Origin of the sequence: Photobacterium sp. NCIMB 13483, assembly GCF_003025475.1 — a bacterium.
Classification (GTDB): Bacteria; Pseudomonadota; Gammaproteobacteria; order Enterobacterales; family Vibrionaceae; genus Photobacterium; species Photobacterium piscicola.
Genome location: NZ_PYLV01000012.1, coordinates 40625 through 66616, shown reverse-complemented (window position 1 = coordinate 66616; position 25992 = coordinate 40625). Strand labels below are relative to the sequence as shown.

The window sequence follows — 25992 nt, the reverse complement described above, 5'->3', positions numbered from 1 at the left end:
AAAAGGTGATGCTATTCACGGTTTAACACCGAAAAATAGCTATCACCTTCCATTTTTAACCCTGCAGTCACATCAGTGAAGAGTTAAATGCGAGTTAATGTTACATCTGTTGTATATCAGTAATTACAAATATTCAACGTATTGAGCAAGATCGCGTTCATGGACTTTCGCTTCACGGCAACCAATTGAACCGAGGTATAAAAAACCAACAATCATGTCTTCGCCCGTAACACCTAATGCTTCACGAACCACGGGATGATATGCCCAAGAACCTGTACGCCAAAAACCAGAGTATCCTTGTGCTACTGCTGCCATTTGCATTGCTTGTGCAGCACAACCAGCAGATAAATGTTGTTCTATAACTGGGACTTTATGGCCAGAGGTCACTTTACTAACAACAGTGATCACCATCGGTGCACGAAAAGGTGCTTTTGAGGCTTTTTCAATTACAAAATCATCGAGATGATCCGCTTTCGCTGCCGCAACTAAAATATTTGCTAGCGTGGTTAAACCTTCACCTTGAGAAACAATAAAGCGCCACGGCGTTAAGCCACCATGATCAGGAGCACGTAATCCTGCACGAAAGATATTCTCAAGAACATCACCTGCAGGTGCTGGCTCAACTAATTTTGGTAATGAGCGACGATTAAGCAGAAGTGATAGCGCGTCCATAACAACCTCAAAATGAAAATAATTATTGTTTCTCATATAATAAGGCAGTTAAAGCGCAGAACACAAGCCATCATAATTATAACTTAGCAGCTAATTCAACCCCTTGACGGATCACCCGTTTTGCATCGACTTCACTAGCATCTTCTGCACCACCAATCACATGCACTGACACACCTTGCTGGATTAACTGTTGCGATAAATTATCGACCGATGTTTGACCGGTACAAATAACAATATTATCGACATCTAATGTCTGTGGTTGCCCATCAATAATAAGGTGCAAGCCTTCATCATCGATAGCTTGATAATGCACTCCCGCCCATAGTTTAACGCCGCGTTTTTCTAATGTACGGCGGTGGATCCACCCCGTTGTGCGTCCAGGGCCTTTGCCTACTTTTCCTGGTCGACGTTGTAATAACCATACTTGTCGTGGACTAATATAATCGTCTGAAGGTAATAAACCGCCACTATGGCATAGACTTTTATCAATATCCCATTCACTCAACCAGCTATCAAGATCATACTCACTTGGTTCTGTCAGCATGGTAGCGACATCAACCCCTATGCCACCCGCACCAATGATAGCGACTTTTTCCCCTACAACTTTTTGCTGCCGAATTAAAGTTTGGTAATCAATCACCTTCAAATGATCAATCCCCGTGATTGGCGGTATTCGAGGTTGTACTCCCGTAGCAATAATAACCTCATCATAATCAAGCAACTGCTCGACATTTGCTTCAACGCCTAACCGTACCACAACACCCGTTTGCTCTAAGCGCCGAGTAAAATAGCGGATGGTTTCTTTAAATTCTTCTTTACCGGGGATCTGCATCGCCAGATTAAACTGCCCACCGACATGGGTGTTTTTTTCATATAAATCGACTTTAAATCCGCGCTCTGCCGCAGCAACAGCGCACGCCATTCCCGCAGGACCACCACCAATAACCGCCACTTTTCGCGACTTAGCAACCGCCGTTAACACCAATTCTGTCTCATAACATGCGTGAGGATTAACTAAACAACTGGCGCGTTTACCAACAAAAGCATGATCTAAACATGCCTGATTACAACCAATACAGGTATTAATATCATTGGCTCGGTTTTGCTCTGCTTTTAAGACAAATTCAGGATCGGCTAAAAATGGTCTCGCCATCGACACCATATCGGCTTGCCCTTGAGCCAAAATATTTTCAGCAACTTGCGGCGTATTAATGCGATTACAGGTCACTATTGGAATAGAGACTTGTTGTTTAATTTTCTCAGTAACCCAAGCAAATGCAGCTCGTGGCACTTGAGTGGCAATGGTAGGAACCCGTGCTTCATGCCAGCCAATACCAGTATTTAAAATAGTGACACCTGCCGCTTCTAATTCAAGCGCTAACTGCACCACCTCATCGTAAGTGCTCCCTTGTTCAACTAAGTCCAACATTGATAATCGAAAGATAATAATAAAATCATCGCCCACACGCGTTCGTACAGCGCGAACAATTTCAATGGCAAAACGAATTCGATTGTCATAACTGCCCCCCCAGTCATCGTAACGTTGGTTTGAACGCTGGCAAATAAACTGATTAATGAGATAGCCTTCAGAACCCATTAACTCAACCCCATCATAACCCGCTTCGCGCGCAAGCTCAGCACTGTGTGCAAAATCATTAATGGTATTATTAATTTGGCGATGACTCATTTTGCTTGGGGTGAATTTAGAGATAGGAGAACGAATAGCAGAGGCACTTACCGCAAACGGTGACATTGCATAACGCCCAGCATGCAATAACTGTAACGCAATCTTCCCCCCTTGCTGATGCACTGCAGTGGTAATATTGCGGTGTTTACGCACATGGCGATTGTTACTAAATTCAGCACTAAACGGATGTAATCGACCACGAAAATTAGGAGAAAAACCGCCCGTAACAATAAGCCCAACCCCAGCTTTTGCTCTAATGGCATAAAACGTCGCGAGTTTATGAAAGCCTCCCCGTTCTTCTTCTAATCCGGTGTGCATTGAGCCCATTAAGACTCGATTACGTAATTGAGTAAAACCCAGATCCAGCGGCGTCAATAAATGAGGAAACGGTTTATCATTCATAAGCAGCTCCTAATCATCATGGTCAGACCAGTATATTTGAGCTTAGACCGCAATATCAACCCAAATTAACAAAAAAGCAACATTTACATGATGCGCCTCAATATTTATAATCAATCACGTACGTTTATTTTACTATTAATAACAATTACACCGTAAAAACACTGTAATTCAGCAGTGACTACGCTACGATATCGCTATCACCATTATCAGGAATTTTCATGAAAGCCATATTCTCAAGGATTGGAAAATTCTTCCTCGCTATCGGGAAGTTGATTAACTTTACTCGCAAATTTGTCCTCAACCTTTTATTCGTTCTAATTATTGGCGCGATAATTTTTGCATTAACCGATGAAGATAAGACCACCGATACTACCGAACCCTCAGCGTTAGTGCTCAACCTCTCAGGTCCAATTGTTGAACAAAGTAATTATGACAATCCACTTGATAGTGTAATGAGTGAGGCGTTAGGTAAGCCTGATGTAAAACAAAATGTATTATTTGATATTGTTGAAGCGATTCGCGCAGCAGCAACAGATAAAGACATCACAGGTTTGGTACTTAACCTTAAAGACATGTCTGAAACCAGCTTAACCAAAATGCGTTATATCGCAAAAGCCATTGAAGAATTTAAAGCATCAGGCAAACCTGTTTATGCTTATGGTGACAATTACACCCAAAGCCAGTACTACCTCGCCAGTTATGCAGATAAAGTCTTTTTATCGCCAGACGGTGGCGTAATGCTAACAGGTTATGGCACTTACACTCTGTATTATAAGAGCTTACTGGCTAAACTAGATGTAACCACCCATGTGTTCCGCGTAGGTACTTATAAGTCATTCGTTGAACCTTATATTCGTGATGGCATGTCAGCCGCAGCCAAAGAAGCCAATACCGTATGGTTAACCCAGTTATGGGGCGCATTCAGTGACGATGTCGCAAAGAACCGCAAAATAAAACCGCAAACATTAACACCCAATATCGATGAGTTTATTACTCAACTGAAATCTGTTAATGGCGACTTTGCTCAATTGAGTAAAAAATTAGGTTTAGTTGATTCACTCGTCACTCGTGATCAAATGACCCAATATTTAATAGATACTTTTGGTGCTAACGACAAACATAGCTTTAAACAGATTAGCTATTACGATTACCTACCATTACTGGTTGATGATCAACAACCATCACCAAATAAAGTGGCCGTTGTTATCGTAAACGGTGCCATTGTTGATGGTAAAAGTAGCCAAGGTTCTGCTGGCGGTGACACTATTGCCTCACTATTAAACCAAGCACGCTTTGATAAACAAGTGAAATCAGTAATCTTACGGGTTGATAGCCCAGGGGGTAGCGCTTTCGCCTCAGAGGTTATTCGTAATGCCGTTGATGCTCTCAAAAGAGCGGGCAAACCAGTTGTAGTCTCAATGTCGAGTGTTGCAGCCTCTGGCGGTTATTGGATCTCCTCCAGTGCCGACGAGATCATTGCTCAACCAACAACAATCACCGGCTCTATTGGTATCTTTGCAATCTTAACCACCTTTGAAAAAGGCTTAGAAAAACTGGGCGTTTACAGTGATGGGGTTGGTACGACACCATTCTCTGGTGTGGGAGTTACGCGTGCGCTACCTGACGGTGTTGCAAAAGTATTCCAACTTGGGGTTGATAATGGTTACCAACGTTTTATTGGCTTAGTCAGTAAATACCGCCATATGACGTTAGCTCAAGCAGATAAAATTGCTCAAGGCCGCGTATGGACAGGTAAAGATGCGCAGCAACGTGGTCTAGTTGATAAATTAGGTGACTTCGATACCGCCATTACTGCTGCTGTTGAATTAGCGAAAGTAAAAGATTATCAATTAGTATGGATGCAACAACCACTCTCACCAGTACAACAATTCTTTAAAGAAATGTCTGGCGAAGTAACCGCTAAAATCGCAACTATGGTGCTGGGCGATATGCCATCCACGTTAGCGCCAGTGACAAAAGTTGCTAAAGATCTTACTTCACTCACTAATTTTAACGATCCTAATGGCCGTTATGCTTTTTGCTTAAATTGCAGCACGGTTAATTAAAGACAACAATTGTCAGTAGCCCGGTCAATATTGGCCGGGTTTTTTAATGTATTCACACACCACAACCCACCATTAGTTAACAGTCATTTACACTGATACTGTGTAATAAATCAGCATACTCTGCTACGATCACATTTTAACTCATACAATCACACTACAAATCTAACTAACCTCGCATCTTCATGCAGTTTGCGTATAATACGCGCACTCATTCGTTCATTCTGAGCTTAAAAATGGAAAGAAAACACATTTACATCGCTTACACTGGCGGTACTATTGGTATGCAAAAGTCGGATCATGGTTATGTTCCTGTTGCTGGTTTTATGCAGCAACAATTGGCAAGCATGCCAGAATTCCATCGTTCAGAAATGCCAGAGTTCACTATCAATGAGTATGAACCACTGATTGATTCATCAGATATGACCCCCATGGATTGGCAGCGAATTGCAGATGATATAAAAGCTAATTATGATAAATATGATGGTTTTGTGATTTTACATGGTACTGATACCATGGCTTACACCGCATCAGCATTATCATTTATGTTTGAAAATTTAGACAAACCTGTGATTGTGACTGGTTCACAAATTCCATTGGTTGAATTACGCTCTGATGGTCAAAGTAATTTGTTAAATGCTCTTCATATTGCGGCTAATTACCCAATCAATGAAGTCACCGTATTTTTCAATAACCAATTGATCCGTGGTAATCGCAGTACTAAAGCACATGCTGATGGTTTTGGTGCGTTTATTTCGCCAAACTTACCACCGCTATTAGAAGCGGGAATCAATATTACTGTTAATAACATTGCCCAAATAGATAAAAAGCCTGACGGCGCATTTCAAGTCCATAGTATTACACCGCAACCAATTGGGGTTATCACAATGTATCCGGGCATTTCTCCTGAAGTGATCCGTAACACATTACGTCAACCCGTCAATGCAATGATACTACTGACATTTGGTGTCGGTAATGCGCCACAAAATAAAGAATTGCTTGAGCAACTCAAAGCGGCAACAGATCGTGGCGTTATTGTAATGAACTTAACTCAATGCCTATCAGGTAAAGTGAATATGGGTGGGTATGCAACAGGCTGTGCGCTTGCTGAAGCAGGTGTCTTAAGTGGTTATGATATGACCCCTGAAGCTGCATTGGCTAAATTACATTATTTATTAAGCCAAGACCTTACCACTGAAGCGGTCCGTAGTCTGATGCAACAAGATTTACGTGGTGAATTAACCCATTAATCGATAATCACACTGTTGATTACCGATGCAAAAAAGAGCCGCTATGGCTCTTTTTTTGATCATGATTTCTACCACCAACAATAACAAAGCCAACTACACTTATTGCAATATTATCGCTCATTGAGCCAAGCAATAAGTGACCACTATGATTTTACATGGCACCTCGATATCTCCCTTTGTACGAAAAATAATGCTAGCACTCAATTACAAAGGTATTCGCTATGAACTCCAACCGCTTAATCCTTATCTTGAAAAGGAACTTGCACACAAACGCCACCCCATGGGAAAAGTTCCAGTACTTGAGCATGGAACATTAACCATCATTGATTCCGCAGTTATTGCGCATTATTTAGATGATGTTTATCCCATTCCACCACTATATCCAGGCAATGCACAACAACGAGCTCAAATACGCTGGCTTGAATCATACGCAGCAACTCGTGTCACATCATTAATTGGAGGAGTACTGTTTTATCAAAAAATATTACGTCAAAAAATGCAAAACAAAAGTTGCGATCAAGAAGCCGTTGAGCAATGTTTAACTCATCATCTTCCAGATGTACTGCACTACCTTAACCAACAAATTCCACAGCAAGGTTATGTCAGCGATCATTTTTCAATGGCTGAAATTAGTTTATGGAGTATCTTTCGAAGCGGATGGATGAGTGGGTTACGTTTACAACCGCATTATCCACAGTTACATGCTTATCTACAGCGAATAGAACAGGAACCATGGATAGCCAATCTTATCGCAGAAGAAGATCATCAATTACAAGATTTCTATTGTGAACCCATGATTTTACCGCACTCATCAACATGATAATTACAACTGATCATGATCAAAGCGAGCAATATCATTGTCATGGGACGTATTTTCAGTGTCACGAGGCACCGCAGTGACATCAACAGCAAAGTCCCGTTTAAATTCCGCTTTTGATTTAAATTTAATATCACCACCAGCAGCAACCGTCATGTGATCGGCCTTGATATTATGCCGAGACTGATACAGCATCACCGCTTGCATTGCACTATCACGTAATGGGGGAGTTAATGTTGAGCCATCCAACCATTTACCTGTCTCAACTGCGGTTAAAATACGCTGATAAACGTCAGGCGTCATTGCCGCTAAGAGTTGATTAACATCCATATTCTTATCCTTATTTACCATGGTTGCATGACATATTTTAGGTCAATATCAAAAAACATATTTATTCATTGTAGACCTATCATATTAAATTACTTTGCAGTAACAGTTTCATTTACAAAAAAAATAATACTGCTAAATTTAATTATCGCTTTTTTATGAGTTTATCTTTTGAACTTTGTTTTATTGTTCGCACGTACAGTATCGTCACACTCACTACGAAATGTAAAAGCCATAATGTTATTACCACTTTTACTGAGTGGTTGCTTTGATCATTACCGTACCACAGAGAATCTATGTGATGATAACCCCGACGTATGCCAACCATTAAATCTTAATGATGGTCAATGTCGCATTCAACGAACGAACCTTATATGGCAACGTTATGACACCTTGCAAACCCCCTCAGAACAACACAAATTTAAAGAGTTAAAAGCAACCAAGGAATATCAGTTCTGTCTTGAGTATGCCGCACGCATTGAGCCAACAGAATTAAAGCAACGTAAGACCAAACGCATACAAGCGCTATATCATAGTTATGAAAGTATTGAACGGCTCAATCAAGAATTACAATCCTCTCAAGATCCACATATTATTTATTATCGTTGGAGTCAGGGTGACCCAATAGCTAAACAACAATTTATTGCACTTGAAGGTGATAAAAAACTTGAACACCCTGAATTACAATTAGCACTGGCTCGCTATTATGTTAATAAAGATAAGCCTAAGACAATCGATCTTCTGCATCATAGCCTCAGCCTTTATAAAGCAAAAGATAATATTAATATCAGTATATTACACTCTCTTTCAACCTTATATTATCAGCAACACAACATGGCAGCAGCTTATGTCTGGGCTAATATCAGTACCCATTATCAACCCAATAATACACCTCAAAAAATAACACTTCATAACCCATTTAAGCTGACTGAAAACGAGCGAAAAAAATTAGATAGTGTGACACTCAACATCATTGCAACCTTGAATAACGGTCAATACCATCGCACTGATATTATGATGTAATAGCCATAACAACTCACCATAGTATAAAGATCTCAGCGCGATTATCTTAAACCGTCACGAGTACACAGCAGCAGATTAATTATCGGTAGAGAAAAGCAGTGAAATTGAATTAACACAAAATCGCTCACCTGTTGATGGCGGTCCATCAGGAAAAATATGCCCTAAATGGCTATCACACTGTGAACACCGAATCTCCGTCCGTACCATGCCATGACTATCATCATTTAAATAACGAATACACTCTTTCGTGATAGGTGCGTCAAAGCTCGGCCAACCACAGCCAGAATCATATTTATTAGCAGAAGCAAATAAAGGCTGCTCGCAGCAAGTACAACTATAAACACCAGTCTCACGATTATGTAACAGTGTGCCACTAAAGGGAGCTTCTGTTGCTTGCTCACGACACACTCGATAAGCATCAGTAGATAACTTATCCTGCCAATATGCATTATCTTTTTGATTCATTCTTTTATTGCCTTTCTTGTATTTTAAGTAAATTGAATAAATATATTTGCAATTTGGGGTCACTGTACCACATACTTCTTGTGCAAAAAGTCACATAGACTCGAAAATAGTTTTTGATTATTGCAACAAACAGTTAAGAGTAAATAATTACTGCGCCGTTAATTTAAACAACATTTGTATAAATTAACGGCGATGTAGTGGAAATGTAAAGAAATCCGAACTTTTTTTTGACCTCAAGCAATTTAAACGTTTTTTTTGCTTGCAGGCTTGCAAAGGATTCTGTAATTTTACTGCCAGTTATATTTCATTAGAAATTAAGTTGTGGAGCAACTGTAATGACAATTAAAGTAGGTATTAACGGTTTTGGCCGTATCGGTCGTTTTGTTTTCCGTGCATCTCAAGAGCGCACAGACATCGAAGTTGTTGGTATCAACGACCTAATCGACGTTGAATACATGGCATACATGCTTAAGTACGACTCAACTCACGGCCGTTTCAACGGTACTGTTGAAGTTGAAGGCGGTAACTTAATCGTTAACGGTAAAACTGTACGTGTAACTGCTGAGCGTAACCCTGAAGATCTTAAGTGGGATGCAATCAACGTTGACGTAGTAGCTGAAGCAACTGGCCTGTTCCTAACAGACGAGACTGCACGTAAGCACATCACAGCTGGCGCTAAGAAAGTTGTTCTAACTGGCCCATCTAAAGATGCTACACCTATGTTCGTAATGGGTGTTAACGATACAACTTACGCTGGTCAAGACATCGTTTCTAACGCTTCTTGTACTACTAACTGTCTAGCGCCTATCGCTAAAGTTCTAAACGACAACTTCGGTATCGTTTCTGGTCTTATGACAACAGTTCACGCTACTACAGCAACTCAAAAAACTGTAGATGGTCCTTCAGCTAAAGACTGGCGTGGCGGTCGTGGTGCTTCTCAGAACATCATCCCTTCATCAACTGGTGCTGCTAAAGCAGTAGGCGTTGTTCTTCCAGAAATCAACGGCAAACTAACTGGTATGGCTTTCCGCGTACCAACTGCTAACGTTTCTGTAGTTGACCTAACAGTTAACCTAGAAAAAGGCGCATCTTACGCAGCTATCTGTGCTGCAATGAAAGAAGCTTCTGAAGGTTCTCTAAAAGGCGTTCTTGGTTACACTGAAGATGCAGTTGTTTCAACTGACTTCAATGGCGACACTCGCACTTCAATCTTTGATGCTGCAGCTGGTATCGCACTTAACGATAACTTCGTTAAAGTTGTATCTTGGTACGACAACGAAATCGGTTACTCAAACAAAGTTCTAGACCTAATCGCTCACATCTCTAAGTAATGTAAGCAATTAGCTGACTTTCTTTGAAAGCAGATAGTAAAAGGCGACGCTTAAGGGTGTCGCCTTTTTTACATCTAAAATATGGTAATTATCAATTCAACCAAAAATAACATGCCGTCATCATTCTCACTTAGAACGAATAAATTATAAAATAACCACCGCAGCCCTGTTTAATGTATAGCACATGAAATATTCAGATCAAATATGTTACAAAAATAACAAATAAATCTTAATATTCTTTGATATTTTAAAACGAAAAATAAGTTTTCATTGTTTATGATTTTGCGCTGAATATAACCAAAATCATCACCAATGGGCGCTTTCGCCACTCAACATTAAGGAAAAGAAGATGGATTTACGTCAACTTTCGACAATTAATGCATTATCTGATGCTGTTACTGTATGCGAATATCAAGGTGTGAAAATTATTCGCATTATTCACCCAATGGTAGAAGCGGGAATTTCTCTCCATGGTGGCCATCTACTTTGGTTCAAACCTGCGGGTGAAAAAGATGTTATTTGGCTAAGTGAAAATGCTGAATTTGATCTAACAAAAGCAGTTCGTGGTGGTATTCCTGTTTGTTGGCCATGGTTTGGTAAAGCAGGAACTCCTTCTCATGGTTTTGCTCGTACAAGTGAGTGGACATTATCGCAACACCGTGAAAATGAGCATGGCGTTATTGTTTCTTTGACCCTTGAAGATAACCAACAAACTCGTGAAATTTGGCCACATAAATTCCATAACCAAATCACATTTGAAATGAATGCTGAGCTAAAAGTGAGTTTATCATCAACCAATACAGATACTCAGCCTTGGTCATTTGGCGGTGCACTACACACTTATTTTAATATTGCAGATATCAACAATGTTTCAATAACGGGTATGGGTCACGCATATTTAGATAGCACTCAAGCAGGAAAAGCATGCCAAGGTAGTGATGTATTAACCTTTAGCGCAGAAACGGATCGTGTATATACTCAGCCTCAACCAACGATTCTAATTGCAGACAAAAATAACCAACGTACTATTGCAGTAACGAATGACGGTGATAATGCAGCCGTTATTTGGAACCCTTGGCAACAATTATCAATAAGCATGGCTGACATGGCAAACAATAGCTTTGAAACCATGGTGTGTGTTGAATCAACAATTCATACCCCAACTATTGAGCTACAACCAGGACAGTCACATACCTTAGCAACTCGTATTGCCGTCCAGCACTAATTCATAATGCTTTCTCCATCACTAGCAAGATTACGATCTGGCTAGTGATGTTATGCTAGCATGGTGCCATTTGATTCAATCAATACCCAACCATTGCCATCAGGATCATTAAAGGTCGCAAATCGCCCTTCCATCATTGTAATAATTTCAGATAGTGCCACACCTCGACTGCTAAGCTCTTGATATGTAGATTGAATATCATGAGTTTGAACCACTAAACCTTGTACCCCTCCCGCTTCCATCCCCGCAAAAGGTTTTACTAAACTGATCGTTGTTTCAGCCCCTTTTGGCACCAGTTGTACCCACCGAGTTTGTTGATTCTCAGCATGATCTCTTATTAATTCAAACCCTAATACATCACGATAAAATTGCAGTGCTTGATTTTGATCTGTGACTGGAATTGATACCGTATCAACTCGACAAATAGACATAACATCTCGCTCCATACTTTTAAACACTAACATGACCGTCCATATTGAGATTAAATCAGTCATTTGCCTTTTGTGTTAAAAAATGAGTATGCCCCCTTAGATTCTTACAATTTATCATTCGCTCTTAATGTTAAGACAGAGCAAAAAAATCACGCTATGACAAAAAAACACAATAAAACTGCCTTTAATACATAATCAAAACATTTACTTCATAACTAAATACTTAATCAGTAATAAAAACTAATAAGCATATAAGTCATAGCATTTACATCCAACTGATAAACTCATCACCTACAAACACAAAAACAACATAGATACAATAACTTTACAACAAATTAGCTTGCGAAACCCTTTAAATTAAAGGATAGTGATTGGTATCGGTTATTTAATCGGCAATTTTATCCTATCAACTGTGAAAAAATTTATTCACCAATCAGTAATTCTCCAATACAAAGTAGCAAGTTCAGACTAGGCTTAAATAAGTAAGCAATGCAAAAACACTATGTTTTTCATTAATTACTCTCAAATATAAGAACGATTCAGGGGGCATACTATGAGTATTTTTGACCACTATCGTCAGCGCTATGAAGAAGCTAAAGACGAAGAGCTTTCATTACAAGAATTCCTTGATATCTGTAAAGACGATCGTAGTTCTTACGTCAACGCAGCAGAGCGTCTTCTAATGGCTATTGGCGAGCCAGAAATGATTGATACCGCACAAGATCCACATCTTAGCCGCTTATTTTCCAACCGCGTAATATCACGTTATGACACCTTTAAAGATTTTTATGGCATGGAAGAAGCCATTGAACAAATTGTGTCTTACCTTAAACATGCGGCTCAAGGACTTGAAGAACGTAAACAAATTCTCTATTTATTAGGCCCTGTTGGTGGTGGTAAATCATCATTAGCTGAAAAACTTAAAAGTTTAATGCAAAAAGTGCCGATTTATATTCTTACGGCTAATGGCGAACGTAGCCCAGTCAATGATCATCCTTTCTGTTTGTTTGATAAACAAGAAGATGGTGGATTACTAAAAGATGAATATGGCATTCCTGGCCGTTATCTTAATAGTATTATGTCGCCATGGGCTGCCAAACGATTACATGAATTTGGTGGTGATATCACTCAATTTAAAGTGATAAAAGTGCGCCCTTCGATTCTTGATCAGGTCGGTATTGCTAAAACGGAACCGGGTGATGAAAATAATCAGGATATTTCATCATTGGTCGGTAAAGTTGATATTCGCCAACTTGAGCATTTCTCGCAAGATGATCCCGATGCATACAGTTATTCAGGAGCCTTATGTAAAGCAAACCAAGGCTTAATGGAGTTTGTTGAGATGTTTAAAGCACCATTAAAAGTGCTACATCCATTATTAACAGCCACACAAGAAGGTAACTATAACGGTACTGAAGGACTATCAGCATTGCCTTTTGATGGCATGATTTTAGCGCACTCAAACGAATCAGAGTGGCAGACATTCCGTAATAATAAGACTAATGAGGCCTTCCTCGATCGTGTTTACATCGTTAAAGTTCCTTATTGTTTACGGGTTTCTGAAGAAATGCGTATTTACGAAAAATTATTACAAAACAGTGAGCTATCATCGGCACCATGCTCACCAAGTACCCTTGAAATTCTAGCGCGTTTCACTGTGCTATCACGTCTAAAAGAGCCTGAAAACTCAAGTGTATATTCAAAAATGCGTGTCTATGATGGTGAAACACTTAAAGATACCGATCCAAAAGCAAAATCATATCAAGAGTACCGTGACTATGCGGGCGTTGATGAAGGCATGAATGGATTATCAACCCGTTTCGCCTTTAAGATCCTCTCACGTGTATTTAACTTTGATCATGCTGAAGTTGCGGCTAACCCTGTTCACCTATTCTATGTGCTTGAACAACAAATAGAGCGTGAACAATTCCCACAAGATATTGCTGAAAAATATCTAGAGCATCTCAAAGGCTTCTTAACGCCTAAATATGTTGAATTTATTGGTAAAGAAATTCAAACCGCTTATCTGGAATCTTATTCAGAATACGGCCAAAACATCTTTGATCGTTATGTAAGTTATGCTGACTTTTGGATTCAAGATCAAGAGTATCGTGATCCTGATACAGGCCAATTGTTTGACCGTTCTGCGCTCAATAATGAACTCGAGAAAATTGAGAAACCTGCAGGTATCAGTAATCCAAAAGATTTCCGAAATGAAATTGTTAATTTTGTTCTTCGTGCTCGTGCCAATAATGCAGGTAAAAATCCAAATTGGACTAGCTATGAAAAGCTACGTACTGTAATTGAGAAAAAAATGTTCTCTAATACAGAAGAGCTGTTACCGGTTATTTCCTTTAATGCGAAAACCTCAACAGACGAGCAGAAAAAACATGATGATTTTGTTGCTCGAATGATGGAGAAAGGCTATACCCGCAAACAAGTTCGCTTATTGTCTGAATGGTACTTACGCGTGCGTAAGTCGTCGTAACCAACTGACAACAAAGGGGGGAACTATGGCACACTTTATTGATCGAAGGCTCAATGGTAAAAATAAGAGCACCGTCAATCGCCAACGTTTTTTACGCCGTCATAAACAGCGAATTAAAGAGTCAATCGCTGATGCAGTAAATAAACGTTCGATTACTGATGTCGATAGTGGTGAGGATATAACCATCCCCTCTCGCGACATTAGCGAACCAACCTTTCATCAAGGTAAAGGTGGGCAACGAGAAGTCGTTCACCCAGGTAATGACCAATTTAGTCCCGGCGATCGCATCGAACGACCACAAGGAGGTGGTGGTCAAGGCAGCGCGGGCGAAGGTCAAGCAAGTCCTGATGGCGATGGACAAGATGATTTTGTTTTCCAAATTTCAAAAGACGAATACCTTGATCTATTGTTTGAAGACTTAGAATTACCTAATTTACAAAAAAACGCGATTAATCAACTTGTAGAATGGAAAACGTTTCGTGCTGGGTATAAATCACAAGGCGTACCATCAAATATCGCTATCGTAAAATCATTGCAAAATTCACTCGCAAGACGAACCGCAATGACCGCAGGTAAGCGGCGTAAAGTACGAGAGCTAGAGCAAGCACTGGCGTTATTATTTACAACTGAGCCTGCTCAACCGTTTGAAGAAGAACGGATTAAACAAGAGATTGACGTGCTACGGAAAAAGATTAACCGTACTCCATTTATTGATACATTTGACTTACGATATAAGAACTACGAACGTCGTCCACAACCATCAAGTCAGGCGGTTATGTTTTGCTTAATGGATGTATCCGGCTCAATGGATCAGGCGACAAAAGATATTGCTAAGCGGTTCTATATATTACTGTATTTATTTTTAAACCGTACTTACAAAAATGTTGAAGTGGTGTTTATTCGTCACCACACTCAAGCAAAAGAAGTGGATGAGCATGAGTTTTTCTACTCTCAAGAAACCGGTGGCACAATAGTATCAAGTGCATTGAAAATGATGCATGACATCGTTAAACAACGCTATCGTCCCGAAGAGTGGAATATTTATGCGGCACAAGCATCTGATGGCGATAATTGGGCAGATGATTCCCCAGGTTGTCGTGAATTGCTTGATAAACACATACTTCCAGTAACACGTTATTATTCATACATAGAAATCACTCGTCGAGCACATCAAACATTATGGCGAGAGTATGAAGCGTTACACAGCAGCCATGAGAATTTTGCGATGCAAAATATTAAAACTGTTGAAGATATTTTCCCCGTGTTTAGGGAATTATTTAAAAAACAAGTCAGTTAAATTAACGCTACTCTATGATACTAACCATAATCGGCACAGCATAAGCCTTGTGCCGATTTATGCCAACTTATCAGTATCGAGTGGACAAACATGGGGAGATTGAGTGATGGCAATAATGACAACAACAAAACCACTCAGTGATGGACCAGATTGGACTTTTGATTTGCTTGAACAATATCACGTTGAAATTAAGCGTGTAGCTGCACACTATCGCCTTGATACTTACCCAAATCAAATTGAAGTTATCACTGCCGAACAAATGATGGATGCCTATTCCAGTATCGGAATGCCTATCAACTACCACCACTGGTCATTTGGTAAGCGCTTTATTGAAACTGAGCGAGGCTACAAACATGGTCAGATGGGCTTAGCCTATGAGATCGTAATTAATTCCGATCCTTGTATCGCTTATCTGATGGAAGAAAACACCATTACTATGCAAGCCCTCGTAATGGCACATGCATGTTATGGGCACAACTCTTTCTTTAAAAGCAATTACCTGTTTAAAACTTGGACTGATGCCAGTTCTATCATTGATTATCTATTATTTGCCCGTAAATATATTACAGAATGCGAAGAAAAATATGGTGTTGATGATGTAGAAAAACTACTCGATTCATGCCATGCCTTGATGAATTATGGCGTTGATCGCTACAAGCGCCCTCAAAAAATATCACTAGTTGAAGAAACTGCACGCCAGAAGGCCCGTGAAGATTATTTGCAATCTCAAGTCAATTCTTTATGGCGCACCATTCCCCAACACCAAGCCAAAGAAACCATATTAGAAGAAGAACGTTTTCCATCAGAACCACAAGAAAATATTCTCTATTTCTTTGAAAAACACGCCCCACTACTGGAACCATGGCAACGAGAATTAGTGCGTATAGTACGTAAAGTTAGCCAATATTTTTACCCACAAAAACAGACCCAAGTCATGAACGAAGGTTGGGCAACATTTTGGCATTATTCAATTCTAAACCACCTCTATGATGAAGGATTGGTAACAGATCGATTCATCATGGAATTTTTACACAGCCATACTAATGTGGTCGCACAACCTGAATACAATAGCCCTTATTACAATGGCATAAATCCTTACGCGTTAGGGTTTGCAATGTTCCAAGATATTCGTCGTATTTGTGATCATCCAACCGAAGAAGATAAATATTGGTTTCCTGATATTGCTGGATCAAATTGGCTCGATACTCTCCATTTTGCAATGGAAAACTTCAAAGATGAAAGCTTTATAAGCCAGTTTTTATCGCCAAAATTAATGCGTGACTTTAAGCTTTTCGCTGTCGATGATGATGACCGTCATAACTATGTTGAAGTCAGTGCTATCCATAATGAAGAAGGTTATCGCGCCATTAGAGAAAAGTTATCGTCTCAATACAACCTCAGCAATAATGAGCCTAACTTACAAGTTTGGAACGTGGCACTTCGAGGAGATCGTTCATTAACATTACGTTATATTCCACACAATCGAATACCATTAGCAGACAGTCATGCCGAAGTGATAAAACACCTGCACCGACTATGGGGATTTAGAGTGACCCTCGAAGAGGAATTACCAGATGGACGTGGAAAAATTATAGCAACTTGTCCGGCAAATACGCAGTACAACACTGATATATAACATCAGCCTCAACCACAATATAAAAAAGGGGGAACCAACATAACGTTGATTCCCCCGTTTTAATTTTTTAAGAGCAGTAACTATTACTGCTCTTCTTCATATAAATATTTAGAGATTTTAACACGATGGGTATACCAAATCGCCCCACTTTCTCGGCCATATTTTTTAATGCGATCAGCAACTAACTCTGGTTGATGACCATCACAGTATGATTGCAAATCACTATAGAAATTAAGCGCTAATTGGCATGCTTCTGGATTCATAAAGTAATAACCGCCAACGCGAGTATAAATTTTACGTAATCCATTAATTGTCAGCACATATAGCGTATTACCTGATTTTCCTGCCATTCCTTGGAATAAACGGTAATCATAGTAATTAAAAGCACGGGCTCGACAAACTTCCTCACATAACTGAGGATCATTTTTACCGTATTTATCAACGATCTTCTTTACTTCTTGCAGTAAATCTAATCGATCATCACTATTTTCAATAAACTCAGCAAAACTCTCAGCTGCGAGTAATCGTTGACATGATTCAATTACATGTTGAATTAATTCACTGGAATTTTCTGGATTACCTTTGACAGCATAACGCATAAAAACACTACTGATATCAGTACGAGCCGCTAATAAATCAGCTAATACGCGTTGAACATCCTGTCCATCTAATGTAATTAACGTATCTAAAATGCTTAAACCAGAGGTCTCCATGTAATTATTTACACGGGTAGGTTTACCATGTTGAATAGTTAGCCAACCATCTCGAGCCAAACGTTGTAATACTTCACGCAGCGTTGTTCGAGTTACGCCAATCAGTTCTGAAAGTTCACGTTCAGCAGGAAGAATAGAGCCCTGAGGAAAGTGATTATTCCAGATACTTTCAATAATGTATTTCTCAGCAAACGTCGCTGGGCTATCTGCCTTAATAACCATCTAAGTTCAATCCAATTCGCTTCTTGTTTATATTATTTATTAACACTCATCATACCACTAGTTGTTCAATAGCTGAAATCTAGTACATAACTCTGACATAGCGCAGATAGATATGTACAAAAATAAACCATCTATCCCCTTAAAGGTTGCATTGGTTGCATTATTTTATCAGCTAGCGATATTTTGCCTTTAACATTCTGTATATTGTACCCTTAATGTCTTAGGTATCACCCTCAGTTTGTGATGAAAATGTCATAATAATTTTACATAGTTATGTCTGCGATTGACTAATCAATTTCAATCGGTAAAGTTATCATTAACAAACTGGGAGCAAATGGACGCTGCTGCCTGCTTTAAGTTAAATATCATCATCGGTTATTTATGGTGTTTATCTTAAAGAACTTATCACTGCTAAAAATTATTGGCATGACGCCATCAATTCTCTGCTGATTAGTGCTCGCGGGCGGCTTTTAGACCATTTCGTACCTTTAAATTTGCACTAATAATAAGAGATTCAAACATGGCTATATCGCTAGGGAATGCCTTCATAAAGAACTTTTTAGGTAAGGCGCCTGACTGGTACAAGATTGCAATTATTTCTTTTCTTATCATTAACCCACTGGTTTTCTTTCTCGTTGATCCTTTTGTTGCTGGTTGGTTATTGGTAGTGGAATTTATTTTCACTTTAGCAATGGCACTTAAATGTTACCCGCTCCAACCTGGTGGCTTACTTGCTATTGAAGCTGTCGCCATCGGCATGACCAGTGCTGAACAAGTAAAGCACGAGCTTGTTGCAAATATCGAAGTATTATTACTGCTTGTCTTTATGGTGGCTGGCATCTACTTCATGAAGCAGCTGTTGCTGTTTATTTTCACCAAAATACTCATTAGCATAAAATCTAAGATACTGCTTTCTCTCGCTTTTTGTATCATGGCAGCATTCTTATCTGCCTTCCTTGATGCATTAACCGTTATTGCCGTCGTTATTAGTGTAACGGTTGGCTTCTATAGCATTTATCATAAAGTCGCTTCAGGGCAAGATCCAAGCGCCAATCATGATCATACCGATGATGATCATGTTCAAGAACTGAGCCGTGACGATTTAGAAAACTACCGTGCCTTTTTACGTAGTTTATTAATGCATGCCGGTGTAGGTACGGCACTCGGTGGTGTAATGACCATGGTTGGTGAACCACAAAACTTAATTATTGCCGATCAAGCGGGTTGGCAATTTGGTGAGTTCATTATTCGTATGTCACCGGTTTCTATTCCAGTGCTAATTTGTGGTCTCTTTACCTGTGTGTTGATTGAGAAATTTAAAATTTGTGGTTATGGCGCAAAATTACCTGAAAATGTTCGCACGATTTTGGTTGATTTAGACAACGAAGAACGTAAACGTCGCACTAACCTTGATTACGCTAAATTTATCGTTCAAGGTATTATTGCGGTATGGTTAATTGTTGGTCTAGCAATGCACTTAGCGGCGGTAGGATTAATCGGTTTAACGGTCATTATTTTTGCAACCGCATTTACAGGCATAACGGAAGAACATGCATTAGGAAAGGCGTTTGAAGAAGCTTTACCTTTTACCGCACTACTTGCAGTCTTTTTCTCGGTCGTTGCCGTTATCATTGATCAACAACTATTTACGCCAATTATCGGCTGGGTGTTAAGCCTTGAAGGTAGCTCGCAATTGACCATGTTCTATATTGCCAATGGTGTCTTGTCGATGGTTTCAGATAATGTGTTTGTTGGCACGGTATACATTAATGAAGTTAAAGCAGCATTACTTCATGGTGTTATCGATCGCAATCAATTTGATATGTTAGCAGTTGCTATCAATACTGGTACTAATTTACCGTCAGTGGCGACACCTAATGGTCAAGCGGCCTTCTTATTTGTTCTAACCTCTGCGTTGGCACCGCTCATTCGACTTTCTTACGGACGTATGGTGTATATGGCTTTACCTTATACAATCGTATTAACCTTTGTGGGTTTAGCCGGTATTGAGCTGTTATTAGTTCCGATGACTGATTGGTTTTATAGTATGAATTGGTTAACACAAGGCACAGTAGATGCTGCGGCATTAATTCCTGCGGTAGGTCATTAAAAGAACACAATCGACTTATATGACGATTTACTTATCTTCAGAGCTATGATTGAATAACGTTCAGTAATAAGTGCCATTTATCATTTCAAGGCCCTGATGTTCAGGGCTTTGTTTTATCCAGTTAGCCATTAGAGTATCCAGAATGAAAGTGCTTAATTCTTTTTCAAAAACACGTTTAGCTTGGTTGCTATTGCTACTGTCCATTATTTTCTTTGAAAGTTCTGCACTCTTTTTTGAACATGTAATGAAACTCGCACCCTGTGTAATGTGTGTTTATGAACGTGTTGCAATGATGGGGATTGGTATTGCCGCTCTAATTGGTTTATTGGCGCCTAAAAATGGCCTATTACGCTGGTTAGGATTAGCTGGCTGGGGATTTAGTGCTTACCGTGGTCTTGAATTAGCCTATCAACATGTAGGATTTCAATTTAACCCATCACCCTTTGCTACTTGTGATTTATTTGTCCAATTTCCTTCATGGGCACCACTTAACCATTGGGTTCCATGGATGTTTGAAGCCTATGGTGATTGTGCCAAAGTGGTATGGACCTTCCTTGATCTTTCAATGCCACAATGGCTAGTAATCATTTTTGCTGCCAACCTTATTGTTTGGGCCGTCATGGTTATTGCACAATTTTTTGGTAACAAGCGCTAAGCTATTACAGCTACATAAAAAACGAATATAAAAAAAGCGAAGCACAATGCTTCGCTTTTTTTATGCGCCACTATAGTAGCAACGTGTACTTAGCTAATATCGCTATCTCTTGAAGCTATATACTGTTGTAACGCGGCAATAATAGGATAATCAGCAGCACAAAACTGATAATCCGCTAATTGTCGTAATGAAACCCACGCTATTTTTTGATGGCTATTGAGCATAATATCCCCTTGCCGCCAATGGGATAAATAACCTTTAAGCTCAACGACTTTATCACCATAATCAAACACACTATCAGCAAGCCACATTCCCGTTGTAGTCGTTATCGACAGCTCTTCAGACAGTTCTCGTTCAAGGGCTTGTATTGGGGTTTCACCCTGCTCAACTTTGCCACCAGGAAATTCCCACAGCCCCCCCTGACTCGCATCATCAAACCGTTGGGCAATAAAATAATATCCCTGCTTTTCAATCACCCCCGCAACAACAATGACATGTGGCTTTGCTATTGTCATTACAGCGTTTTACCACAACATTGTTTAAATTTCTTGCCACTTTCACATGGACAAGGATCGTTACGTCCAATACCTTTAAATGGATTAATTGCTTGAGCTCCAGAACCTATTTGCAATTGATCCGCCGCCATCATCACTTCGGTTAGCATTAAAGGTAACTGTGTATATAACTCACTGGCTGCCGGCATACCAGTAACACCCGCTTGTTCCATTTGCGCCAATGTTGCCGCTTCATCCACCAGTAACATTAATGTCGTTAATAGTGCTGACAACATGCGCATGGTGCCATCAGAAACGGTTTGCTGTTGCCAATTAGGCTCAATGAATGCCCACACAGCCAAAAATCCTTGCGCAAACTCACGTAACGCATTTTGATTACTGCCATCTTGCTGCCAAATCAAATTCGTTGGTAATTGGTATTCACCCGCTTTAACCTTACGATATTGCATTTCAAAATGACTAAGAATTGGCATTTTATCGGCGTCATCAACCATGACAACCGCAGCTTCATCACCACCACCATTGATTAAAACTGGCAGCCATATTTCTGGCTCCATTGGCTTTGGGTTAGCATTCGCAGCAAATAAAGCACCTTCAATAAAAGCCGCTGACATCCCTTGCCAATGTGATGGTAACGTCATTAATGTATTCATTCGATGTCCTACAGGTTAATTCTTTTGATTCACTTTGCCGCTATTATACGTCGAATATGCATGGCAATAGCCATAACGACACCATTAATCGCCGTTAATCGCTAAAATTTGATAAAGTTAAAAGCAAATTAAATAAAAATACGTTATTTATAGCCCTCGACTTATATATGATGGATACACTTATGTCACCCCGTTCACTGAATGCGATTATTGCTGGAGCCAGCGGCTTAGTCGGTACTGAGCTATTACATCAATTACTCGACCACCCACGTTTTGATCATATCTACGCTTTAGCTCGTCGACCATTACCTTTTCATAGTAAGAAATTACACCAAATTATAGACAGTCAATTACGTATTATTGCTTGGGAGAATGATCAACCCGTACCTGAATATGGTTTTATCTGTTTAGGAACAACCAAAAAAAAGGCGGGCACAAAACAAGAGCTTGAAGCGATTGACGTTGATTTAGTTAAAAATGTCGCTATTACGATGAAAAATTTGGGTGTAAAGCACCTTTTCGTGGTATCCAGCTTAGGCGCCTCTAAATACTCCCCTTCTCATTATTTACGCTGTAAAGGGAAGATGGAACAAGCATTAACCACTTTAGCATTTGAACATTGTGTCTTTGTTCGTCCAGGTCCACTTAAAGGCGAACGAAATCAACCCCGCCAAGATGAATTAGTTATTCAACGTATTTTTGATATTATTCATCCATTAATGGTTGGCCCACTGCAACACTACCTGCCTATTCCTGCCGAAGATGTCGCAACCAGTATGCTAAAACTAGCCATCACATGTGATAAGCACCAATTACGACCAACCACAATTATTTCAGGCTATCATCTACAATCAAAGTAAAAACAAAGATGACAAATTAGCCAACTCGCACTAGACTCTTGCCCCTTAGCTATTTACCAGTAGAGCAAACCCCCCTATGCGAGTTATTTTAGGCCCGATGGAAGGCGTATTAGATCATCTAATGCGTGAGATGCTAACCGAGATTAATGACTATGATCTTTGCGTAACTGAATTTGTACGTATCATTGATAGCCTACAACCCAATAGTGTTTTCTATCGTTTATGTCCTGAATTACATCAAGGCGGTAAAACACGCTCTGGTACACCAGTTCGTGTTCAACTATTAGGTCAAGATCCACAATGGATGGCTGAAAATGCTCACCGTGCGTGTAACCTTGGTTCTGCTGGCATCGATATTAACTTTGGTTGCCCAGCCAAAGCAGTAAATAAAAGCCGTGGTGGTGCGGTATTACTAAAAGAACCTGAGTTAATCTATCAGATAGTAAAAGCCACTCGTGCCGCGGTTAATCCAACCAAACCTGTAACCGCTAAGGTACGTTTAGGTTGGGATGATCCGCAACAATGCTTTGAGATTGCCGATGCAATTGCGCAGGCTGGCGCTGATGAAATGGTTATTCATGCTCGAACAAAAGATGATGGTTATAAAGCAGACACCATCAAATGGGATTACATTCGTCAACTTCGTCAGCATGTTACATTACCGATTATTGCCAATGGCGAAGTCTGGAGCCATGCTGATGGCCAGGCATGTTTAGCCGCAACCCATACTGATGCATTAATGGTTTGCCGTGGTGCATTAAACTTACCCAATTTAGGTAATGTGGTTAAATATAACCAAGCCCCGATGACATGGGAACAAGTGTTAGCCTTATTATTAACCTACTCGCAATTTGAAATCAAAGGCGATAAAGGCTTATATTACCCCAACCGTGTTAAACAATGGTTTGCTTATTTACGTCATCAATATCCACAAGCGAAATTATTATTTACTGATATTCGTTGTCTCAATAAAGCAGCGCCAATTATTGAACGATTAGAACTTGCACAACAACAATTGTCGTTAACCGCTTAAAAAATATATCTAATCATAGCGTTAGATATATTCACGGCTATCACTCGCTGGCTCATCAATATATTCTTGTTAAGAAAAATACTACTAACGTATGTTTTTGAGCCATTATTTAATCAGCGACTCCCCACAAAAGTAAAGGATTGATAATGCGTTGGAAGAATTCTCGCCAAAGCTCAAACATTGAAGATCGACGTGGCGATAGCCCTGCTCAAGCTGGTCTACCAGCGGCAGGATTATTGCGTTTAGTTCCCTTACTGATGCGCAGTAAAATAGGTCGAATCATTTTAGTCATCGGCGGCTTATTTTTAGCTTTTCAATATTTCACTGGTGGCGGTTCCTCCCTTGGTCTACAACAATCTCACACACCGAAGAAAGCCGCACTACAATCAAATGATGAGAATAAGCAATTTGTCGCCGCTATTCTTGGTACCACAGAAAGTGTTTGGGACAAGCAACTATCGGGGAAATATCAACCACCAACACTAGTGCTGTATAACAATGTTACTCGCACAGGTTGTGGCACAGGTTCAGCACAAACGGGTCCCTTTTATTGCCCTGCAGATCAAAAAATCTATCTTGATCTTGGCTTTATTAAAGAGCTTAATAAATTAGGCGCACCAGGTGATTTTGCCTTTGCATATGTTATCGCTCATGAAGTTGGTCACCATGTTCAAAAGTTACTTGGTACGAGTGATAAAGTGCATCAACTACAACAGCGAAGCGATAAAATCACCGCCAATAAACTCAGTGTAAAGTTAGAGCTTCAAGCCGACTGCTACGCTGGTGTTTGGGGTCACTATGTCAATCAACAAGGTATGCTTGATGCGGGTGATATAGAAGAAGGGATCAATGCTGCTAGTGCCGTTGGCGATGATCGTTTACAAAAATCAGCAGGACAAGCTGTACAGCCAGATGCCTTTACCCATGGCAGTTCACAACAGCGTATTTCATGGTTTAAAAAAGGTTTTAAATCAGGCGATCCAAAAGTCTGTAATACTTTTGCTCGTCCATAATTTGCACTAAGAGTGTAATCAAATTAAAAATGCCCTCGAAACGGTCAGTGACGAGGGCATTTTTTATTAAATCAACAAACAATTAGCGGCTTATTCACTAATACGATTAGGATGATTTAGGATGTGGTCTTCCCAATCAATCACGTCAATTTCATACACGATTTTATTGCGCACAGATTCATCTGCAGCATGCATTGCTTCTTTAGAACCCGTGATCAATGGGTGCCACTCAGGTAAAGGTTTACCCTCAGCAAGCAAACGATAAGCACATGTTTCAGGTAGCCATACAAACTCATCAATGCGCTCACGAGTTAATTTAAGACACTCTTCGCCTGACTCAAATCGGTTTGCGTAATCTTTACATGAACATGTTTGATTATCGAGCAGACTACACGCGACATTGGTGTAATAAATATCATCGGTATCATCATCAATTAACTTATGTAGACAACATTTACCGCAGCCATCACAAAGTGATTCCCACTCTTGATCTGTCATTGTCGCTAAGTCTTTCTGTTGCCAAAAATGGGTCATGATACTTACACCAGTATTGTTATTTGTGTCGTTCAATACGCCACAATAATGAATGAGCTTATCAAAAAATAAAGCAGGCGGTTTTTATAGCGATCAATACGGTAAACTGCAAATTAAAAATACCTATTAATCACCAATACCGACAGAAATAATAGCTATTATCATTTAGCGTAGGAATAAATTACCAACCTGTAAATAATCGAGATCGATAAAATCACCAAGTCATTTGGCTTTTAGGATTAACAATGGTAATTTGCGCAACCAATTTGTAAAGCAGAAAGAGATAAATATGATGGAATGTCGTTTGGGTTGTGGAGCATGCTGTATTGCTCCGAGTATATCATCTTCGATTCCAGGAATGCTGAATGGTAAACCTGCGGGGGTACGTTGCGTGCAGTTAAATGAAAACAATTTATGCAAACTCTTTGGTCACCCAGAACGCCCAGCGGTGTGTCATAATTTTAAAGCTTGCTCTGATATTTGTGGTAATACCAACGAGCAAGCCTTAACAATTATTACCGAGCTTGAGCAAATAACCGAGTGATTATTGCTGCTTGCTTACTGAAGAAT

Annotated in this window: 24 protein-coding genes; 15 read left to right on the top strand and 9 right to left on the bottom strand. The window is 39.8% G+C overall.

The features are described 5' to 3' along the window. Positions 1-123: 123 nt before the first annotated feature. Both C9I86_RS11235 and C9I86_RS11230 read right to left on the bottom strand, forming a co-directional pair. Entirely contained in the window at positions 124-672 is a 549-nt protein-coding gene (locus C9I86_RS11235) for an NAD(P)H nitroreductase (protein WP_080157950.1), read from the bottom strand. Between the two features lie 76 nt (positions 673-748). Continuing rightward, a complete protein-coding gene (locus C9I86_RS11230) occupies positions 749-2761 on the bottom strand; it encodes an FAD-dependent oxidoreductase (protein WP_107276378.1) in 2013 nt (670 codons plus the stop codon). Positions 2762-2979: 218 nt separating this feature from the next. On the opposite strand from C9I86_RS11230, the gene sppA reads away from it, so the two are divergent. The 3 genes from sppA to C9I86_RS11215 all read left to right on the top strand — a co-directional run bounded on the left by sppA (position 2980) and on the right by C9I86_RS11215 (position 6894). Further along, complete coding sequence (gene sppA, locus C9I86_RS11225; protein WP_080157952.1) at positions 2980-4827, top strand: signal peptide peptidase SppA; 1848 nt, start codon at positions 2980-2982, stop codon at positions 4825-4827. A gap of 233 nt (positions 4828-5060) precedes the next feature. Further along, positions 5061-6074 carry an asparaginase gene (gene ansA / locus C9I86_RS11220; RefSeq protein WP_107276377.1) on the top strand — a complete coding sequence of 338 codons (1014 nt, stop codon included), beginning with the start codon at positions 5061-5063 and terminating at the stop codon, positions 6072-6074. 145 nt (positions 6075-6219) lie between these two features. After that, positions 6220-6894, top strand: coding sequence for a glutathione S-transferase family protein (locus tag C9I86_RS11215; protein WP_080157954.1), 675 nt, complete (start codon positions 6220-6222; stop codon positions 6892-6894). 3 nt (positions 6895-6897) lie between these two features. On the opposite strand, the gene C9I86_RS11210 is transcribed toward C9I86_RS11215, so the two are convergent. Further along, positions 6898-7221: a YeaC family protein gene (locus C9I86_RS11210; RefSeq protein WP_107276376.1), complete on the bottom strand. Its 324-nt coding sequence runs from the start codon at positions 7219-7221 to the stop codon at positions 6898-6900. A gap of 234 nt (positions 7222-7455) precedes the next feature. On the opposite strand from C9I86_RS11210, the gene C9I86_RS11205 reads away from it, so the two are divergent. Continuing rightward, entirely contained in the window at positions 7456-8241 is a 786-nt protein-coding gene (locus C9I86_RS11205) for a DUF2989 domain-containing protein (protein ID WP_107276375.1), read from the top strand. Between the two features lie 75 nt (positions 8242-8316). On the opposite strand, the gene msrB is transcribed toward C9I86_RS11205, so the two are convergent. Further along, complete coding sequence (msrB, locus tag C9I86_RS11200) at positions 8317-8706, bottom strand: peptide-methionine (R)-S-oxide reductase MsrB (protein ID WP_080157957.1); 390 nt, start codon at positions 8704-8706, stop codon at positions 8317-8319. Positions 8707-9041: 335 nt separating this feature from the next. Here msrB and gap point away from each other — a divergent pair, with 335 nt between their 5' ends. Both gap and C9I86_RS11190 read left to right on the top strand, forming a co-directional pair. Beyond that, complete coding sequence (gene gap, locus C9I86_RS11195; protein WP_080157958.1) at positions 9042-10037, top strand: type I glyceraldehyde-3-phosphate dehydrogenase; 996 nt, start codon at positions 9042-9044, stop codon at positions 10035-10037. A gap of 349 nt (positions 10038-10386) precedes the next feature. Beyond that, complete coding sequence (locus tag C9I86_RS11190) at positions 10387-11262, top strand: D-hexose-6-phosphate mutarotase (RefSeq protein ID WP_080157959.1); 876 nt, start codon at positions 10387-10389, stop codon at positions 11260-11262. A gap of 50 nt (positions 11263-11312) precedes the next feature. Here C9I86_RS11190 and C9I86_RS11185 read toward each other — a convergent pair whose 3' ends face one another. Next, complete coding sequence (locus C9I86_RS11185) at positions 11313-11693, bottom strand: VOC family protein (RefSeq protein WP_080158163.1); 381 nt, start codon at positions 11691-11693, stop codon at positions 11313-11315. A 553-nt stretch (positions 11694-12246) separates the two neighbouring features. Between C9I86_RS11185 and C9I86_RS11180 the strand changes: the two genes are divergently transcribed. The 3 genes from C9I86_RS11180 to C9I86_RS11170 all read left to right on the top strand — a co-directional run bounded on the left by C9I86_RS11180 (position 12247) and on the right by C9I86_RS11170 (position 17114). Continuing rightward, the gene (locus tag C9I86_RS11180) at positions 12247-14181 is read left to right on the top strand and encodes a PrkA family serine protein kinase (protein WP_080157960.1); all 1935 of its coding nucleotides are present in this window, start codon (positions 12247-12249) and stop codon (positions 14179-14181) included. Between the two features lie 25 nt (positions 14182-14206). Beyond that, the gene (locus tag C9I86_RS11175; protein WP_107276374.1) at positions 14207-15478 is read left to right on the top strand and encodes a YeaH/YhbH family protein; all 1272 of its coding nucleotides are present in this window, start codon (positions 14207-14209) and stop codon (positions 15476-15478) included. 106 nt (positions 15479-15584) lie between these two features. Next, on the top strand, positions 15585-17114 hold the full coding sequence (locus C9I86_RS11170; RefSeq protein WP_107276373.1) for a SpoVR family protein: 1530 nt from the start codon (positions 15585-15587) through the stop codon (positions 17112-17114). Between the two features lie 83 nt (positions 17115-17197). Here the strand turns inward: C9I86_RS11170 and fadR are convergent, their stop codons facing one another. Then, complete coding sequence (gene fadR / locus C9I86_RS11165) at positions 17198-18049, bottom strand: fatty acid metabolism transcriptional regulator FadR (protein WP_080157963.1); 852 nt, start codon at positions 18047-18049, stop codon at positions 17198-17200. A 520-nt stretch (positions 18050-18569) separates the two neighbouring features. Here fadR and nhaB point away from each other — a divergent pair. Then, on the top strand, positions 18570-20159 hold the full coding sequence (gene nhaB / locus C9I86_RS11160) for a Na(+)/H(+) antiporter NhaB (RefSeq protein WP_080157964.1): 1590 nt from the start codon (positions 18570-18572) through the stop codon (positions 20157-20159). Positions 20160-20301: 142 nt separating this feature from the next. Further along, positions 20302-20814, top strand: a complete 513-nt coding sequence (gene dsbB / locus C9I86_RS11155; RefSeq protein WP_080157965.1) for a disulfide bond formation protein DsbB — start codon at positions 20302-20304, stop codon at positions 20812-20814. Positions 20815-20903: 89 nt separating this feature from the next. On the opposite strand, the gene C9I86_RS11150 is transcribed toward dsbB, so the two are convergent. Then, the gene (locus C9I86_RS11150) at positions 20904-21329 is read right to left on the bottom strand and encodes a (deoxy)nucleoside triphosphate pyrophosphohydrolase (protein WP_080157966.1); all 426 of its coding nucleotides are present in this window, start codon (positions 21327-21329) and stop codon (positions 20904-20906) included. Further along, on the bottom strand, positions 21329-21982 hold the full coding sequence (locus tag C9I86_RS11145; RefSeq protein ID WP_080157967.1) for an SEC-C metal-binding domain-containing protein: 654 nt from the start codon (positions 21980-21982) through the stop codon (positions 21329-21331). Before C9I86_RS11145 ends, C9I86_RS11150 begins: the two co-directional genes overlap by 1 nt. A 182-nt stretch (positions 21983-22164) precedes the next feature. Here C9I86_RS11145 and C9I86_RS11140 point away from each other — a divergent pair, with 182 nt between their 5' ends. The 3 genes from C9I86_RS11140 to C9I86_RS11130 all read left to right on the top strand — a co-directional run bounded on the left by C9I86_RS11140 (position 22165) and on the right by C9I86_RS11130 (position 24888). After that, positions 22165-22842 (top strand): NAD-dependent epimerase/dehydratase family protein, encoded by a 678-nt coding sequence (locus tag C9I86_RS11140; RefSeq protein ID WP_107276372.1) that lies wholly within the window; start codon positions 22165-22167, stop codon positions 22840-22842. Between the two features lie 76 nt (positions 22843-22918). Then, positions 22919-23875, top strand: a complete 957-nt coding sequence (gene dusC / locus C9I86_RS11135; protein ID WP_080157969.1) for a tRNA dihydrouridine(16) synthase DusC — start codon at positions 22919-22921, stop codon at positions 23873-23875. Positions 23876-24021: 146 nt separating this feature from the next. Beyond that, complete coding sequence (locus C9I86_RS11130; RefSeq protein WP_080157970.1) at positions 24022-24888, top strand: neutral zinc metallopeptidase; 867 nt, start codon at positions 24022-24024, stop codon at positions 24886-24888. Positions 24889-24978: 90 nt separating this feature from the next. Here C9I86_RS11130 and C9I86_RS11125 read toward each other — a convergent pair whose 3' ends face one another. Next, complete coding sequence (locus C9I86_RS11125; RefSeq protein ID WP_080157971.1) at positions 24979-25422, bottom strand: YcgN family cysteine cluster protein; 444 nt, start codon at positions 25420-25422, stop codon at positions 24979-24981. Positions 25423-25714: 292 nt separating this feature from the next. Here C9I86_RS11125 and C9I86_RS11120 point away from each other — a divergent pair, with 292 nt between their 5' ends. Further along, positions 25715-25966 (top strand): YkgJ family cysteine cluster protein, encoded by a 252-nt coding sequence (locus C9I86_RS11120; protein ID WP_080158164.1) that lies wholly within the window; start codon positions 25715-25717, stop codon positions 25964-25966. The last annotated feature ends 26 nt before the right edge of the window (positions 25967-25992 follow it).

Coding starts and splice junctions, on each gene's coding strand:
- sppA (WP_080157952.1), top strand. CDS start 2,980: ATGAAAGCCATATTCTCAAGGATTGGAAAATTCTTCCTCGCTATCGGG.
- nhaB (WP_080157964.1), top strand. CDS start 18,570: ATGGCTATATCGCTAGGGAATGCCTTCATAAAGAACTTTTTAGGTAAG.
- msrB (WP_080157957.1), bottom strand. CDS start 8,706: ATGAATCAAAAAGATAATGCATATTGGCAGGATAAGTTATCTACTGAT.
- C9I86_RS11210 (WP_107276376.1), bottom strand. CDS start 7,221: ATGGATGTTAATCAACTCTTAGCGGCAATGACGCCTGACGTTTATCAG.
- C9I86_RS11190 (WP_080157959.1), top strand. CDS start 10,387: ATGGATTTACGTCAACTTTCGACAATTAATGCATTATCTGATGCTGTT.
- C9I86_RS11145 (WP_080157967.1), bottom strand. CDS start 21,982: ATGAATACATTAATGACGTTACCATCACATTGGCAAGGGATGTCAGCG.
- C9I86_RS11205 (WP_107276375.1), top strand. CDS start 7,456: ATGTTATTACCACTTTTACTGAGTGGTTGCTTTGATCATTACCGTACC.
- dusC (WP_080157969.1), top strand. CDS start 22,919: ATGCGAGTTATTTTAGGCCCGATGGAAGGCGTATTAGATCATCTAATG.
- C9I86_RS11125 (WP_080157971.1), bottom strand. CDS start 25,422: ATGACCCATTTTTGGCAACAGAAAGACTTAGCGACAATGACAGATCAA.
- C9I86_RS11130 (WP_080157970.1), top strand. CDS start 24,022: ATGCGTTGGAAGAATTCTCGCCAAAGCTCAAACATTGAAGATCGACGT.
- C9I86_RS11170 (WP_107276373.1), top strand. CDS start 15,585: ATGGCAATAATGACAACAACAAAACCACTCAGTGATGGACCAGATTGG.
- C9I86_RS11185 (WP_080158163.1), bottom strand. CDS start 11,693: ATGTCTATTTGTCGAGTTGATACGGTATCAATTCCAGTCACAGATCAA.
- C9I86_RS11175 (WP_107276374.1), top strand. CDS start 14,207: ATGGCACACTTTATTGATCGAAGGCTCAATGGTAAAAATAAGAGCACC.
- C9I86_RS11150 (WP_080157966.1), bottom strand. CDS start 21,329: ATGACAATAGCAAAGCCACATGTCATTGTTGTTGCGGGGGTGATTGAA.
- C9I86_RS11140 (WP_107276372.1), top strand. CDS start 22,165: ATGTCACCCCGTTCACTGAATGCGATTATTGCTGGAGCCAGCGGCTTA.
- ansA (WP_107276377.1), top strand. CDS start 5,061: ATGGAAAGAAAACACATTTACATCGCTTACACTGGCGGTACTATTGGT.
- C9I86_RS11230 (WP_107276378.1), bottom strand. CDS start 2,761: ATGAATGATAAACCGTTTCCTCATTTATTGACGCCGCTGGATCTGGGT.
- C9I86_RS11235 (WP_080157950.1), bottom strand. CDS start 672: ATGGACGCGCTATCACTTCTGCTTAATCGTCGCTCATTACCAAAATTA.
- C9I86_RS11120 (WP_080158164.1), top strand. CDS start 25,715: ATGGAATGTCGTTTGGGTTGTGGAGCATGCTGTATTGCTCCGAGTATA.
- fadR (WP_080157963.1), bottom strand. CDS start 18,049: ATGGTTATTAAGGCAGATAGCCCAGCGACGTTTGCTGAGAAATACATT.
- dsbB (WP_080157965.1), top strand. CDS start 20,302: ATGAAAGTGCTTAATTCTTTTTCAAAAACACGTTTAGCTTGGTTGCTA.
- C9I86_RS11180 (WP_080157960.1), top strand. CDS start 12,247: ATGAGTATTTTTGACCACTATCGTCAGCGCTATGAAGAAGCTAAAGAC.
- C9I86_RS11215 (WP_080157954.1), top strand. CDS start 6,220: ATGATTTTACATGGCACCTCGATATCTCCCTTTGTACGAAAAATAATG.
- gap (WP_080157958.1), top strand. CDS start 9,042: ATGACAATTAAAGTAGGTATTAACGGTTTTGGCCGTATCGGTCGTTTT.